This window comes from Caballeronia sp. HLA56 (assembly GCF_054655155.1).
Genome location: NZ_BAAHOB010000005.1, coordinates 391586 through 406695, shown reverse-complemented (window position 1 = coordinate 406695; position 15110 = coordinate 391586). Strand labels below are relative to the sequence as shown.

Sequence of the window (15110 nt, the reverse complement as noted above, 5' to 3'; positions counted from 1 at the left end):
GGAAGCTCCGCGATTCGGTCCACATGAGGAAAAGAGATTGAAAGAAGCGAGTTTCAGGATTGCGCTGCTCGCTATTGCAGCGGCATGCTTTTTGGGGTGCGCGCCGGTGTGGGCTGCTTGCAAATTGAACGCAAACTTTCCATTTGGGCAATACACGTTCTCGGCGGGATTAATAAACCTCAAGGTGGATCCAGGACTCAAGGTCGGAGACCAGATAGGGAATGCCTGGACTTTCGATATGCCTGATTGGGCGGGAAAACAAGGGATGGAGCAATATGCGGTGGCACTCTGTGACATCGGGACCTTAGAGCGTTTCGTTGGCACGACGCCTTTTGACCCTGCCACCGATACCTATTTGCTGCCCAATGTTGAGGGGGTGGGATACCAAGTCTATTATCCCGCAAACCCGAACAGCGGAAACCAAGTTCCGCGTCAGGGCCTTGCGCCAATCGTTATCCCGAATCCTCACCGTCCGGGCTATATGGTCTATCCGCCTGCGTCGCAAGGACGCCCTTTGACATTAAGATTTATAAAAACGGGTGTTATCAAAGGCGGATATGCATCGGTGCGAAAATACGCTACCGGCGAGTTGATATATCCGACAGTTTTAGAAACTCTCTCGCTTTCGTTCGGCGTTATAGTCCAGCAACCTACGTGCGACATTCGAAGTAAATACACGAATGTCGAAATGCCCAAAACTGATGCGTCCGACTTCTCCGGAGTTGGGTCTACGTCTGCTAAGAAGTCGCTGTTTGAGATAAAAATGGACTGCAACCAGATAGTGTCGAACCTGAAAATAAAGTTTGAAAGCCCATACGGGAACACCGATATGCCGGGTACGATAAGGCTGATTGACCAAGGCTCACGAACCGCGAGAGATGTTGGGATTCGAATGCGCTACGGAAGGGATAACCAGGTGGTCTACTTGAATCAGCAGTTGGACATCTCCGACTTCCTTCAAGATCCGTCGCACGGAGTCGGTGAGGTCTCGCTCCCGATGAGCGCTGAATACGTTCAGACGGGAACTGATGTCAAGCCGGGCGCGGCAAATAGCGTCGCGCTTTTCACCATTGAGTTCCAGTGACCCTCACCGACGACATCTTTCGTCGCAAGCGCGCGGTCCATGACCAGTGCCTGATGCAGAAACAAAGCTCTGCTCGTCTTCAAGATTTTGCGAGGCTTTGTACGTTGCCTGCGTTGAATGCTCGTCGACAAAGGCGCTCGGACCACAACACTAACTCTTATCCCTAGCGCGAGGCCAAGAAATTGTGAGAGGGCTCGAGGTGGTGAGCTTAATATGTTTTCGACTCAAGCTCCTGTGGATATATCGAACCGATGAGTGCTCAAAAAGTCTTCCATCATGAATAGGTTGTTGACCCAGGATGAGCCAGGTTAGGAGGGTCATAATCAGGTCGTCCGTTTTCATACTACTTTCACCGGGAAATCTGGAAGATCAAAAACATACGACAACGGTGCATGATCAGCAATCGGACAAGTAAAAGACCTCTGACGAAGTCTGCGAAACGTACTCTTGAAGGTGCCTCGCTCAGCAATCGTACGCGTCATATTGCGCCGCCCTTTAAGCGTTGTTAAGTTAAGGCATACTAAGTTACCGCGCACTGAGAATGGAGGTGGGTTGTTTTAAGGTGGTACCAAGCCAAAAGGACGCTGCTCGACTAACGAAATTAGAAGGCTAATCAAAAGTGAAGATCCTACATAGCGAATCATCGAGGGGTTGGGGAGGGCAAGAGGCACGTACCCTAAGAGAGATGGTTGCGTTGCGAGAATGCGGCCACTCAATCGAATTGTTATGTCCGAAAGACGCGCGTCTTGCAACGAGGTGCTGCGAACTTGGCTTCAGGGTGCATCATGCACGCATGCGCTCGGGGGGTGATCTGCGGTCAGTACTCGCCATCAAATCTCTACTACGGCGGCACGCTTTCGACGTTCTAAATACGCATAGCGGGCACGATAGTCTCGTTGCCGGCATTGCAGCGCGAATGGCGGGAACGCCGCTGATCGTGCGTACGCGACACCTTGCGTTGCCGATCAGCTCCTTGGCTTCGTACAAATGGATACCACATCGTGTGATTGCCGTCAGTCATTACGTGCGTCAGCATCTAATCTCGGCGGGAGTTCCCAACACGCGAGTACACACTATTTATGACGGCATCCATAAATGGCATTCAAAGTCGCATTCAACCTTACGCACGGAGTTAGGGATTGAGGCTAACGCAACTGTCGCATGCATGGTCGCAATGATGCGCGACGAAAAAGGACACGAGGACCTAATTGAAGCCGTGCGACCACTCGCCAAACCTCATATGCTTCTGCACGTGGTCCTGGCGGGCGATGGCCCCGAATTTGCCCGTATCAAAAATCTGGTGCATAGGCTGGGCCTGGAGACCCGCATACACATGCTCGGCTTTCGTAAAGACGTGCCGAACATTTTAAACGGGAGCGACATGTTTGTTTTGCCAACGCATCGAGAAGCGCTTGGCCAAGCGTTCATCGAGGCAATGGCGGCAGGCGTACCGGTGATCGGCACGCGTGTGGGCGGCGTACCCGAACTCATCCAGGATGGAGTAAATGGTTTGCTTGTTCCTCCGCGCGACCCAAGCGCTCTTCGCGAAGCTATCGGGCGCATGGCCAATGATGCGGGGCTGCGCGTGCGTCTCGGCGAGGAAGGCCGCCGAATCACCGAACGCGGATTCACCGTCAGCGATATGGCTTACGAAACGTCCTTATATTATCGAAGCTCGTTGTACGAGCGGGGGTTCTGCCGTTGAGCGCCCCCCACTCGCTACAGTCAAGCCTCGACTCTAGACGCGGAGTTTTTCTAATTGCTGCCAATTTCAGGTAAGCCGGTAAGCCCCACCGTGGTCGCTAAGAAAGTAAAAGCCACTGATTCCGCGTGGGCTATGGCCTTGGGCGTAATTCCTAGGCCATGACCGCCTTCCTGCAGTTCTAGATACCATACATTCCGGTGTCCTTGTGCCTGCATCCTCGCGACCATCTTGCGCGCATGTGCGGGATGCACACGATCATCGCGCGTTGACGAAGTGAACAGTACGGCAGGGTAAGCAACTTCCGCTCGCACATTGTGATACGGCGAATAGGTCATCAGGTACTTCAGATCAGCAGGTTTGTTCGGATCACCGAATTCGTCGATCCAGGATGCGCCCTGCAACAACTGGTGAAAGCGTGCCATATCAGTGAGTGGGACCTCCGACAACACGGCACCGAAGAGCTCTGGCCGTTGCACCATACACGCCGCGACTAGCAGCCCGCCGTTGCTGGCACCGCGAATCGCAAGCTGCTTCGATGTCGTAGTTCCGGAATCAATCAGCGCCTGTGCGACGGAGATGAAATCGCCGAATGAAACATGACGCTTGTGTCGAAGCGCGGCTTGATGCCAGTCGGGACCGAACTCTCCGCCTCCACGGATGTTGGCGACTGCATATAGTCCGCCGCGCTCGAGCCAAGCGATGCCGGTCGTCGCGCTGTAACACGGCTCGAGTGCGATTTCGAAGCCGCCGTAACCATACAGCAGGCAAGGGCGCGCGTCAGTGCGCGTTTCGACGTCTCGACCTATCAGCCAATACGGAATGCGCTCGCCGTCCTGCGCGATCGCATGACGACGCACAGCGGAGAGTTCGCTGGCGTCGAACTGAGCGGGTAGGCGGGATAACAGTTGCCACGGTCCGTCATCTGCTAGGTCCGCGTAGTGGAGCGATCGTGGCGTCAGAAAATGCTCGTCTTGTATGAGTATAGTGTCATCACGCTCGCTGTCGACGGAAGCAACCCGTGCATGACTTGCCTCAGGCAGTGAGAAAGCGCGTACTTCCCATTCGATGTCGGATGGAGCAGGCGGCCGCATTAGAACCACACGTCGCTTGCCATCGTCCACCTGCGAGACGATGAGCCAGTGCTTTGTGAAGTCGATGCCTGCAAGCGCGCGCCGCTCGGACGGCACGAACAATTCCGTAAATTGGCGTGAGCCTGCGAGAAACGCATCTCGACGAATCACCGCAAGCGTGCCCGCCGCATACAGGCTTCCTCCGACATTCCACGGCTTGCGGGGGGTGACGAACAGCCAGCCGTTCCAGTGTTCAATCTCAACGTGAGTCGGCAGTTCATATTGACGCCATTTAGTCGCGGATTCATCGAGCCAGTATTGATGCGTCTCGTAGAAGCTTGCGGCGCGTGAGGCAACATGCAACTTTTCGATGGGATCGAAGCTCGCGCTTGCCCACATGTCGGAATGTGCGGCTTCAAATACGACCGGCGCGTTCATCAGCAGCGTTCCACGCGCCCAGCGGCGGACGGTCCGCGGGAAACCAGAGTTCGTGAGATCGGGACTTGGATTGACAAGGCTGTCATCCCAACTAACGTAGACTGCTTCGCGACTTATCCAAGATATCCGGTGTTTGCCGACGTCTGGCAACACAAAACCGTCTTCGACGAACAGTCGCTCCTCCACATCAAGTTCACGAACAACGAACGCATCTGATCCGCCTGGTGAGAGACTGACTAGCGCGCGGTCGTACGTAGGATAAAGCAATCGGAAGTCCAAAAGTGTCCAATGCGGGCCATCGCCGACTTGCTCATTCAAGTCGAGCTGGGCCACATCAAGGATAAGTTCCCACTTTGGCTTGCCGTCGAGCCACGAGAACCATTCAGTGCGTCGCACGATCCCTAGCGGATGATCTTCGTCCTGCCAAATGTTATACGCCCAATCACCATAGCGGGAACAAGCTACGAGGCGATCTTTCGATGTGTAGACCTTTTCGAGCCGCTCAGCGAGTGCTGTTGCTTCAGGCGTATTGCCGAAAGTCGCGTTGGTGTGCTGAGTTTGCGCGACGATCCAAGCGTTGGTCGGGGTGTCGTTAAATGACTCGAGGGTGATGAAGGGATCGCCACCTTCGGATTCGAGAATTGCGACATCGCTCAATCTAATGGGGAGACTCATATGTTTGCGGGAGAGGTCAAAGAGAGATCAACGAATTCTGCTACCTTCAATCTTCGCTGTCATCTATGTCATTGTCTGATAAGCGACGCGCTGTTAGCACCTGACTGCGGTCTGCGATTCACAAGCGACTTATTGTCAAGGTATCCGAAATAAAAGCCCGCTCGGTCACCTACCCTAGGCAGATGTCGTCTGTTCCGATAGCTGAGACCATTTGCCGCAATCCTATACTTTGATCTGGTAGCAACTTGCGTTTGCTCGGAGCGGCGATATAATCCGCCGAACTGACGAAAGCGGCATCACGGCGTACGAAGCCGGCTATAGTCCGTTGTGGATAGAATGACATGCCGCATAAACCAATATTCCAACGCCGAGCGCAGACGCGAAGCCTCGTTCAAGCCAAGATGTTTTCTGTTTTCAGGCGAATGAAGAACGGCTGCGCGCGCGAATCAGCATGCCATCATGCTGGACGGAACGCTGCGGAAGGAGTGAGCACAGCACTCGCTCTAGACCTCAGTGCAGTCATACGGCACCGACTACCTTGTAAGCAAGTGGTTGGATTTGTAAGGACGCTCGATCGCACGCACCTTTGACCTCTGTTGTCTCGAGCTGCATCCTTGCGACCTTGCGTTACCTCAATGCGAGCGACGCCGATCACGGGTGCCCTCAACCAATCGAGCGTCCGCGCTTTTAAGGATTTTTGGTGTCGGCTCCAAGGAGGCGACCCTTAGCAATGAGCCCACACTTAGTTGCCGCTGGTTGTCGGAAGTTAATGCCATTAGACACTCTTTACTTGTTTATTGAACATGCCAATTTATTCTTTAATAAAACAGGCATCGAGAAACGCGCAGCACGTACTTGAAAAGTACCCGGAATCTGGCGCCAACCCGGACGCGCTGCGCGAACTGGCCACAGCTGTAGAACAGCTGCAGACAATACCCAGCCGCGCTTGGGATGCCGCCGAATCTTTAATGCTCGAGGCAGGTTTCTTTTACTCGGAGCATTGCACAGCCACCTATAACGATACTTGGCGTCGGTGGGTGAGAGAGCAGTCCCGCGAGGACATGTTCATCGACGTGCTGCGCATCCGACTAGAGGCCATCAAGTACCTAAATGTTCGTTGACTTGCTTCTCGTCACGTCCGGGGCGCTTCAACGCTTGTTGTTGCATGCGACTGTTTCTGCGCGTGAGGGGACGGTCTGTGTCGGCGGGCAGGGGACCTTTGAGCTGAAACAACGCCCCGTTGCCCAAACCACTGTTGTCGCCTTCCTATCGTCGACGAGGGTGCGGAAGCCGCGACCACTCCCCCTTCGATCTACTCGCTCGCATAGGAAGTTTGCCTACGCCTGAGACGTCCGGTTACAGCGAACGCACGAACAAGACGACAGCTCGTCGGATATGGGGGGCTAAGCGTCGGTAGCTATGGACAAGGATCAACTCTTCGCTCGTCAAGGTTTGCTCGGACCGCATTCCGGTCAACACGTAGAGCACGTCAACACCTGACTGCGCAACGAGTTGCAGATACCGTGAGTCGGGGAAGCGATGCCCATTCTCATACATAGCCTGCGTCTTTTCGGTTACGCCAGCCTTGTTTGCTAATGAGCGTTGAGAGTCTCCGAGCCTCTTCCTTTCGATCCTAAGCCTTGTTGCCATTCCTTTCATGCCTGCGACTCATTCGGTTAGATGTTCATCTTTGCTTGTACACGAATGCGGCCATAGCGTCGGCGCCTTTGGGGGCACCGCACTGTCTATGTTCCGGCGAGACGAGATACCCAATCGGTTCGAGTGTGCGGCGGTGTCGCACCGCTTAGTTTAGTTAACTACCTCGAATAGAACGCCAACAGCGCGGCGAATGCTACTGTGCGCTAGGAGATAGCGGTTGCTTTCACACCTGCTACTTCACTTCTTCCCAACAAAGAGCGCGGCGTCGCGATGACGAGGATGAGGTGCAGGAATTTGGGATCTTCGAATGAACTTCTATTCTTGTGAAGACCGAGCGCGGAGGACCGCCGCTGCTACCGTTCCATTCTAACCCTCGCGTGGTTGAAGGCACGTGGCTTGAGATACTTTTCTCGACGCAACTTGTGGGATCGCGGCAAAGTGGTGACGCGACGAAGAAATTTATCACGGAAGCTGTTGCTGAAAGAGTTAGACGGTGCCTTAGGCGACATGTCGAATTCAGAGATCCGCAAGAAGCAGCGGTGCGTGGACCGGGATGCCTTAGAGCGACGGGCGAACACCATAACGAGCTCAGCAGTAATAAGACGCACTATTTAGTCAGGAGTTGATGCAATGAACCAGATAGCGTGCCCTCATACCCCATTTAGATGGGATCTGTACCGGGCGGATTCACCACTGTTCCTTGCGACGCCAGCGCACACGCTCCTCGCAATTGGTCGATCAGACGTCATCCCGCATGGGAAAACTTCGTTGGTCGAACGTTTAGCAACCGTGCTGCATCAGGCGCAGGCCGAAGGAGGCGCCGGCGCAACAGTCGTGGGTGCGGTGCCGTTTGACACCAATGCACCGGCCGCGCTGCGCGTCACGAAAGGGATGATACGTGCCGCGCCGCTCGGCCTCCCGCACGCGCCGGCGCGCGCGCCGTCCGGAAAACGCGCGGCAATTCGCGAGGTCCCTTCGGCGCATGCATTCGCTACTGCTGTGGCGCACGCAATTGCTCGTATCCATACGGGCGAGCTGGAGAAGGTTGTGCTCGCTCGCACACTTGAAGTGGACTGCGAGGACTTGGTGGAGGTCGCTCCGCTAGTCGCGAGTCTTGCAGCTTGCAACCCTCGTGGCTATACATTTTCAGTCGGTATCGGCGACGGGCGAACATTGCTTGGAGCAAGCCCGGAATTGCTCGTGAGCCGATTCGGCAATGTTGTACGAGCGAATCCGCTGGCAGGGTCTGCGCCACGCAGCAGCAATCCGATTGAGGATCGGCGGAGCGCAGAGATATTGTTGAACTCGGTAAAGGATCTCGAGGAGCACCGCGTCGTCGTCGACGCAGTGCGAGATAGCCTTGCGCCTCTTTGCCGGGATTTGGACGTTCCGGCAAGGCCCTCGCTGATTGATACCGATACGATGTGGCACCTATCGACCGTTGTCTCTGGCGTAACGGATGCGGACGCGCTTACGCTTGCGCTTGCGTTGCATCCGACGCCAGCGGTATGCGGTACGCCGCGTGAGGCGGCGCGCGATTTTATTCGCGCCGCGGAACCGTTCGACCGCGGGTTCTACTCGGGGATGCTCGGCTGGCTGGACGGGCGCGGCGACGGTGAATGGATCGTTACGATCCGTTGCGCAGAGGCCGTCGATCGAACACTACGCCTTTTCGCTGGAGCCGGAATAGTCGCAAAATCGACGCCAGGCGGCGAGTGTGCTGAAACCGCAGCGAAGTTCAAGACGATGCTGGATGCGCTTGGAATTAGAAGCATGCGGTCCGCAGGCGACGAGCGGAGTTGGACGTGATGAGCGGGCTCTTTACCCCATGGCCTGCAGATTTGGCTGCTCTCTATCGGGCAAAAGGCTATTGGCGGGGCGAATCCATCGCCGAGTGGTTTGATGCTCTGGTCGCACGTTTCGGCGAGCGAACAGCACTCGTGCACGGCGGTCTTCGGTGGTCCTACCGAGATCTTGCGGTTGAGGCGCAACGGACCGCAGGGGCGCTGAGTGCTTTGGGCATCGCTCCAGGCGACCGCGTGGTGCTGCAGTTGCCGAACTGCCTTGCGTTTTTCGCGACCACTTTCGCATTATTTAGCTTTGGAGCAGTGCCGATATATGCGCTGCCGGCGCACCGCCGCCGCGAGATCACTTCGTTTTGTCGTCACAGCGGCGCCGTGGCGTACATCGCAGCGCAACGCCATGCCAACTTCGACTACCGCTCACTTGCTGGTGACGTGCGGAGGGATGTGCCTACTCTGAGGCACGCGTTGTTCACAACACAGGACAACGCGAGGCTACAAGTTTTCGATACTGGGGAAAGTGCATCGCCGACGAGGCCGAAGTCACACGGATTGGCCTTGATACTGTTGTCAGGCGGCAGCACTGGGATGCCGAAGTTAATTCCCCGAACGCACGACGATTACTTGTACAGCGTGCGAGAAAGCTCTCGCATCTGTGGTCTGAGTGAGCGCAGCGTCTACCTTGCCGCGTTGCCGGCTGCTCACAACTATGCCCTCAGTTCGCCCGGGTCGCTGGGGGTGTTTCATGCGGGAGGCACGGTCGTTCTGAGTGACAGTGCTGACCCCGGTACAGCTTTGGGGTTGATCGAGCGTGAACGCGTGACCGTGGTCGCGCTCTCACCGTCGTTACTAGTTCCCTGGTTGGCTGCCGTCGGTCGGCATGGCGGTGCGCCAGCGTCTCTTGAGCTTATTCAGGTTGGAGGGGCGCGACTCGATTCGTCGTTGGCGGCGCGCGCCGTAGAGGGCTTCGGCGCGCAACTTCAGCAGGTGTTCGGGATGGCAGAGGGGTTGGTCTGCTACACCCGGCTTGATGATCCGCAAGGGGTCGTGATTTCCACGCAAGGGCGACCGATCTCGCCGGACGATGAGATCGTTGTTGTGGACGACGACGACCGTGCCGTTGTTCTGGGCGAGGTGGGTAACCTATTGACACGCGGACCCTACACGATCCGCGGTTACTACGATGCGGAAGGTCACAATGCTCGCGCCTTTACGCCTGATGGGTACTATCGTACCGGCGACCGTGTGCGTGTGATCGAGGGCGGTTATCTCGTTGTGGAAGGGCGCGCAAAGGACCAAATCAACCGCGGCGGCGAGAAGATATCTGCGGTGGAGATTGAGCACGTGTTACTGATGCATCCTGGCGTTGCCGATGCGGCGCTCGTGTCGATGCCGGATCCCTATCTAGGAGAGCGTAGTTGCGCATATGTGATCCGCGGCACTGCATCGTTAAGTGCGGCCGAGCTTAAGCGGTTCGTGCTCGAGCAGGGAGTGGCCACCTACAAGATTCCGGACCGTATCGAGTTTGTCGATGCTTTCCCGAAGACGGCAGTTGGGAAACTAGACAAGCAGGCGCTCCGACAGCGAATCTCCGATCGGCTGACCAAGATTGGCGTCTGAAGTTCGGCTAAGTGCCATTCCAAGTTTTCCACAATCGATCGAGTCCCATATGGCTATCCCCAAGATTGCTTCTTATCCTATGCCTACCGACATGCCGACAAACGGCGTGATGTGGCTGTTTGATCCGAAACGTGCAGCGCTGCTTGTTCACGACCTTCAGGACTATTTCCTCGATTTCTATGATCGCCACGCTTCACCGGTGCCGCAATTGTTAGCCGGTGTTGGACGCTTGATCGCCTTTGCACGTGCAACGGAGATGCCTATCTATTACACGGCACAGCCGGCAAACACAGCGCCCGCGGATCGCGCGCTGTTGACCGACTTATGGGGACCGGGGTTGGCTGCGCAACCCGCGCGCGCAGCCATTGCTGCGACAGTTGCGCCAGTCCCGGGAGATACGGTGCTGGACAAGTGGCGCTATAGCGCCTTCCAACGATCGGACCTGGAAGCACGATTGCGCGTACAACATCGCGACCAGCTCGCAATCTGCGGAGTTTACGCGCATATCGGCTGTTTGATGACTGCTTGCGACGCATTCATGCGTGACATCAAGCCGTTCTTAGTCGGCGATGCAATCGCAGATTTCTCCGAGCGTGAGCATCGGATGGCGCTGGAATATGTCTCGGGGCGCTGCGGCCGCGTTGTATCGACTGATTCACTGGTCGGCGCGGCGCGCGTCGAATCAAAGGCCCCTTCACTTGGGGAAGTCACAAAGCTTGTTGCCGAGAGCTTGTGCGTTCCGGCCGTTGAGTTGCGTGCGGACGCCGACCTGATCGCTTGCGGCGTCGATTCGATCCGCATGATGGCTTTTGTCGAACACTGGCGGTCCGAAGGCTATCCGATTACATTCGTGCAGCTCGCTGAAATACCAACGCTCGACGCTTGGACTCGCCTGTTGCAACGTGCCAAAAAGGCGTCCACTTGACGACGCGTTAGCCCCGTCTCATAAACCTCGCTCGCGCGGTAACCGTTGCTCTGGCTGGCCGACCTTATTTGATCCGCAAGCCTAACGAAATCAAATTCCTGCGGCTCGGGTGACAGGTTAGTCGGACGTCGTTCGCCAGAAGGAATGGGGGCATTTGCAACTAATTTCGCGCGATTACGATTTGTGGTTGGGCAAGAGCAGGCGGATGGGCGGCAGCGATTCCGCAGAAACTGTGTTCGCGAATTATTCAACTATGCAACTCAAAAACCGACCGATACGTGCGACTTCCGCTCAATATGGGATCTGGCTAGCGCAGCAATCTGATCCAAGCGACCTCGGCTATTTGACAGCCGAAATTATTGAGCTCGAAGGCGCCCTTGATATGGCAGCGCTGACGGTTTGCGTCGAAGCGGTGCTCGATCATGCTGACTCGTTGCATATGCACTTCGCTTGGGCAGACGATGCACTTTGGCAATGCCGCAAGGAGCCGAGTACACAGCTGGCGCTGATAGATGTATCGGCGGAAGATGAACCCGAGCATGTAGCTCGTTGCTGGATAAAGTCATCGATGTCGAAGTCCTCCGCACTCACGTCTGACTCACTTTATCGCACCGCGTTGCTGAGACTCTCGCCTACGAAACACTGGTGGTATCTCCAAGTTCATCACATCGCTCTTGACGGCTTCGGCTACAATTTGCTTCAGCAAACCGTGGCGGCGCGCTACAACGCCCTCATAAGCAAAACACGGTTGCCCGATTTGCCGGACTGGCAAATGGATCGCGTCGTCGAAGCCGAGACGCATTATCGTCGTAGCGGCAGCTTTGACGTCGACCGGGCGTTCTGGCGCACATATACGCGTCACATCCCTGCGCCGCTTCTGCTCACGCCAGAACATGACGTTGCCAACGAAGCGTTGCAGGAAACTATCGTTGTCGACGACATCCGGCTCGCCACTTTTCGCAAGGCCGCTAGGCGCGCGGGGGTCGATTGGAACGCATGGTTGTTATGTGCTATCGGGGTTTGGTTGGCACGGCAGGGAGAGCAGCGAGACCTGACGATCGGGCTGCTCGTGATGAATCGGCTCGGAACGCCCGCACTCGGCGTGCCCTGCATGGCGATGAATATCGTTCCGTTCCAATTGCATATCGATTCAAATCATTCGCCGCGCGATCTCGCGCGAGTATGCTCGGATCAGATAAACGCGATTCGACCGCATCTGTACTATCGGTACGGTTGGATCCGTGACGATCTGGAGTCATCGAAGCGTAAAGGGCCGATTTTTAATCAGTCCGTCAACATAATGCCGTTCGACCGCCAAGTTGCGTTCGACGGGCTTACGAGCAGCGTGCGCCCGGTCCGCGGCGGCCCCGTGAAGGACCTGAACGTGGCCTTAGCAGTAAGCGGATGCGCGTGGCGTCTAACTCTCGAAGCCAATCCAAATGCTTACGACGCACCAACGCTCAGAGCATACATGCGGAACCTTGTGGATGTCCTCGACAGGTTTGGCGCCTGCGCGGCGAGCGAACCGATTGCGCATCTGCTGGAACGCCTACCTCCGACGTCGATTTTGCGAGGTTCATCCCTGACGGGGCCGTACATCGACGTAATCGAGCGGATCGAACGCGTCGCTCACGATCAGCCGGCGAGCACTGCAATCGAATATGGTGAGCGTCGGGTCGATTACGGCACGTTGCTCGCAGGCACACTTTCCTTGGCGGACGAACTAGCTCGACGCGGCGTCACCCAAGAAACTCGCGTCGCGATCTTGGCGCCAAGGTCGCCGGAAGTAATTGCTGCGATGCTTGCTGTTTTGAAGGTTGGCGCTGTCATAGTGCCACTTGATCCTAACGGTCCTTCACAACGCATTGCGACGATGCTCGCGGGCGTGGCTCCAACGCTCGTCATTGTAAGTACCAAGCACTGGGCATACGCGGGAACTTATCCAGTGCTAGATCTAAGTGCGGCGCACCTGCAGGATGTGCATCACTTTATGAAGCAGCGTGAACCTATCGAGAACTCTTTGCCCGCATATTTGATGCACACGTCGGGATCTACCGGCCGCCCGAATGGGGTGCTGATTAGCCGCGGCGCGCTTAATCAGTTTGTGGCGAGCACTTGCGAGCTTTATGGCGTCAATGTGGATGATCGCGTGCTGCAATTTGCTCCGCTGCATTTCGATGCCAGTTTCGAAGAGATTTTCATAACGCTCTGCCAGGGAGCCACCCTCGTATTGAGGGATGATGCAATGCTGAACTCAGTCGATGCGTTCACTGCCGAAGTCGAACGGCGCGGCATAAGTGTGCTTGACCTGCCGACAGCATATTGGCACCAGCTCGCGTATGCGCTTGATGAACAACTCGCGCGTCGACTCGAATGCGTGCGTCTGACAATCATCGGCGGCGAGTCCGCTTTGCCAGAACGAGTGCGCCGTTGGGCGTTATACCTGCCACGTCATACTTTGTTGAATACTTACGGGCCAACCGAGGCCACTATTATCGCGACCTCTGCATGCATCGGTGGCCCGCATAGCGTCTGGTACAACGGCGAGTCGGTGCCTATTGGCACGCCGCGCGCGGGAATAGACGCGTGTGTTGTCGACGAGCGTATGTATCCGGTCGCCGCTGGGCGAGCAGGTGAGATAGTGTTGAGCGGCGACGGACTAGCGCTCGCGTATCTCGGTGATTCGACCCGAGCGTCCGAGCGCTTCGTGACTTTGCCGCATTGTGGCCAGCGCGCGTACCGTACTGGTGATCTTGCGACACTGCGAGACGGCCAGCTATATTTCGAAGGCAGAATTGATGATCAGATCAAGATAAGCGGTGTTCGGATCGATCTGCACGAGATAGAGAATGCGCTTTTACACGTGCCGGACGTGTGCGAAGCGGCAGTAATTGCGATGCAAAGTAGCGCAGGGGCGGTTGTACTTGTTGCGTTTGTCACGGGATTGGAAGATACAGGGCCGTTACGCGGGCAACTCGCTCAGCAGCTGCATTCTGCTGCAGTTCCTAATCACTGGCACGCGCTCAAGCGGCTACCGCGCAATGCGAACGGGAAGATCGATCGCAACGCCTTGCGAAAAATTCACGTACGACGCGCCGGCATCACTAGCAGTGAGGTCAGCGGTAGGTTCGAACTTGAGGTGATGGCCGCCTGGCGGAGCGTGCTCGGCGATGTCGCATTAACGCCGCATTCCAACTTCTTTGACGTCGGCGGCAAGTCGCTGTCGGCAATGCAGGTAAGCGTGCGACTAGCAAAGACACTCGGCCGGGACGTCCCAGTATCGATCCTGTTCAGCCATCCTACGGTCGCCGCTCTAGCTGCCGCGGTGTGCACCCCGTCACCATGCCTTCCACCCGTCGAGCTGGATGCATTCGCACAACATCTGACCCTCCAAAAGGGTAGAAATGACACGCCACGGCTCATCTGCATTCATGCAGCCGAGGGTCTTGCTTGGAGCTATTTGCGTCTCGCCGCCTGTCTGCCCAATGTGACGGTTGACGGGCTGCAAATTTCGATGGAAGACACGCGAAATGCGGCCGACTTCGAAGCGCTAATTGCGACCTATGTGCACCGCGTGCGGGCGCTGCAACCTGTTGGACCGTATCACCTGCTCGGATGGTCGCTCGGAGGGGCGCTCGCCTACGGTATCGCAGCGGCGCTGGCTCGTGATGGCGAAAAGGTAGCTACCCTAGCGCTGATGGACAGCTATCCGTCATCGGCATGGGCTGGCCAGCGGCTACCCGTGCGCAGCGACGCGCTGCAAACACTGCTACAGGTCAATGGCGACTTCGATACGACCGACGTTTCCGACACAGTGAAGCGACAGCGCCTGCTGTGCGCGACTAGCCCCTTCGCGGTGCTTGGCGACGCAGGCTTGGATGAATTCGTCGATGCAACATTGCGGCAGATGCGGCTATTTCGCGAGGCGCCAACGCCCCGCTATCACGGCCAACTGCTGCTTTTTAACGCGACGCAAAAAAAATCCGGGATGCCATCGCCTAAGAGCTGGTATGCACACAGGCCGACCGAATCTATGATCTGCTGCGATGTCGACTGTTCGCATGACGGGATGTCGGACATGGAACCGATGGCTGCGATCGGAGCCGTTTTGAGTGACAGGTTCAGCACCTGA

At 56.5% G+C, this 15110-nt stretch carries 9 protein-coding genes; 7 read left to right on the top strand and 2 right to left on the bottom strand.

The window, feature by feature from the left end:
* The first annotated feature begins 37 nt into the window (after positions 1–37).
* Positions 38–1084, top strand: coding sequence for a fimbrial protein (locus ACYQ47_RS21290; protein WP_459906720.1), 1047 nt, complete (start codon positions 38–40; stop codon positions 1082–1084).
* Positions 1085–1703: 619 nt separating this feature from the next.
* Positions 1704–2789 (top strand): glycosyltransferase, encoded by a 1086-nt coding sequence (locus tag ACYQ47_RS21285; RefSeq protein WP_459906718.1) that lies wholly within the window; start codon positions 1704–1706, stop codon positions 2787–2789.
* 50 nt (positions 2790–2839) lie between these two features.
* Here ACYQ47_RS21285 and ACYQ47_RS21280 read toward each other — a convergent pair whose 3' ends face one another.
* The gene (locus ACYQ47_RS21280; RefSeq protein WP_459906716.1) at positions 2840–4954 is read right to left on the bottom strand and encodes a prolyl oligopeptidase family serine peptidase; all 2115 of its coding nucleotides are present in this window, start codon (positions 4952–4954) and stop codon (positions 2840–2842) included.
* Between the two features lie 821 nt (positions 4955–5775).
* Between ACYQ47_RS21280 and ACYQ47_RS21275 the strand changes: the two genes are divergently transcribed.
* Complete coding sequence (locus tag ACYQ47_RS21275; protein ID WP_459906714.1) at positions 5776–6093, top strand: hypothetical protein; 318 nt, start codon at positions 5776–5778, stop codon at positions 6091–6093.
* Positions 6094–6328: 235 nt separating this feature from the next.
* Here the strand turns inward: ACYQ47_RS21275 and ACYQ47_RS21270 are convergent, their stop codons facing one another.
* Positions 6329–6622: a helix-turn-helix domain-containing protein gene (locus tag ACYQ47_RS21270; protein WP_459909259.1), complete on the bottom strand. Its 294-nt coding sequence runs from the start codon at positions 6620–6622 to the stop codon at positions 6329–6331.
* Positions 6623–7261: 639 nt separating this feature from the next.
* Here ACYQ47_RS21270 and ACYQ47_RS21265 point away from each other — a divergent pair.
* The 4 genes from ACYQ47_RS21265 to ACYQ47_RS21250 all read left to right on the top strand — a co-directional run bounded on the left by ACYQ47_RS21265 (position 7262) and on the right by ACYQ47_RS21250 (position 15110).
* On the top strand, positions 7262–8440 hold the full coding sequence (locus tag ACYQ47_RS21265; protein WP_459906712.1) for an isochorismate synthase: 1179 nt from the start codon (positions 7262–7264) through the stop codon (positions 8438–8440).
* Positions 8440–10053, top strand: coding sequence for a (2,3-dihydroxybenzoyl)adenylate synthase (locus tag ACYQ47_RS21260; protein ID WP_459906710.1), 1614 nt, complete (start codon positions 8440–8442; stop codon positions 10051–10053). Before ACYQ47_RS21265 ends, ACYQ47_RS21260 begins: the two co-directional genes overlap by 1 nt.
* Before the next feature lie 49 nt (positions 10054–10102).
* Positions 10103–10978 (top strand): isochorismatase, encoded by an 876-nt coding sequence (locus ACYQ47_RS21255; RefSeq protein WP_459906707.1) that lies wholly within the window; start codon positions 10103–10105, stop codon positions 10976–10978.
* Positions 10979–11183: 205 nt separating this feature from the next.
* Positions 11184–15110 (top strand): amino acid adenylation domain-containing protein, encoded by a 3927-nt coding sequence (locus ACYQ47_RS21250; protein WP_459906704.1) that lies wholly within the window; start codon positions 11184–11186, stop codon positions 15108–15110.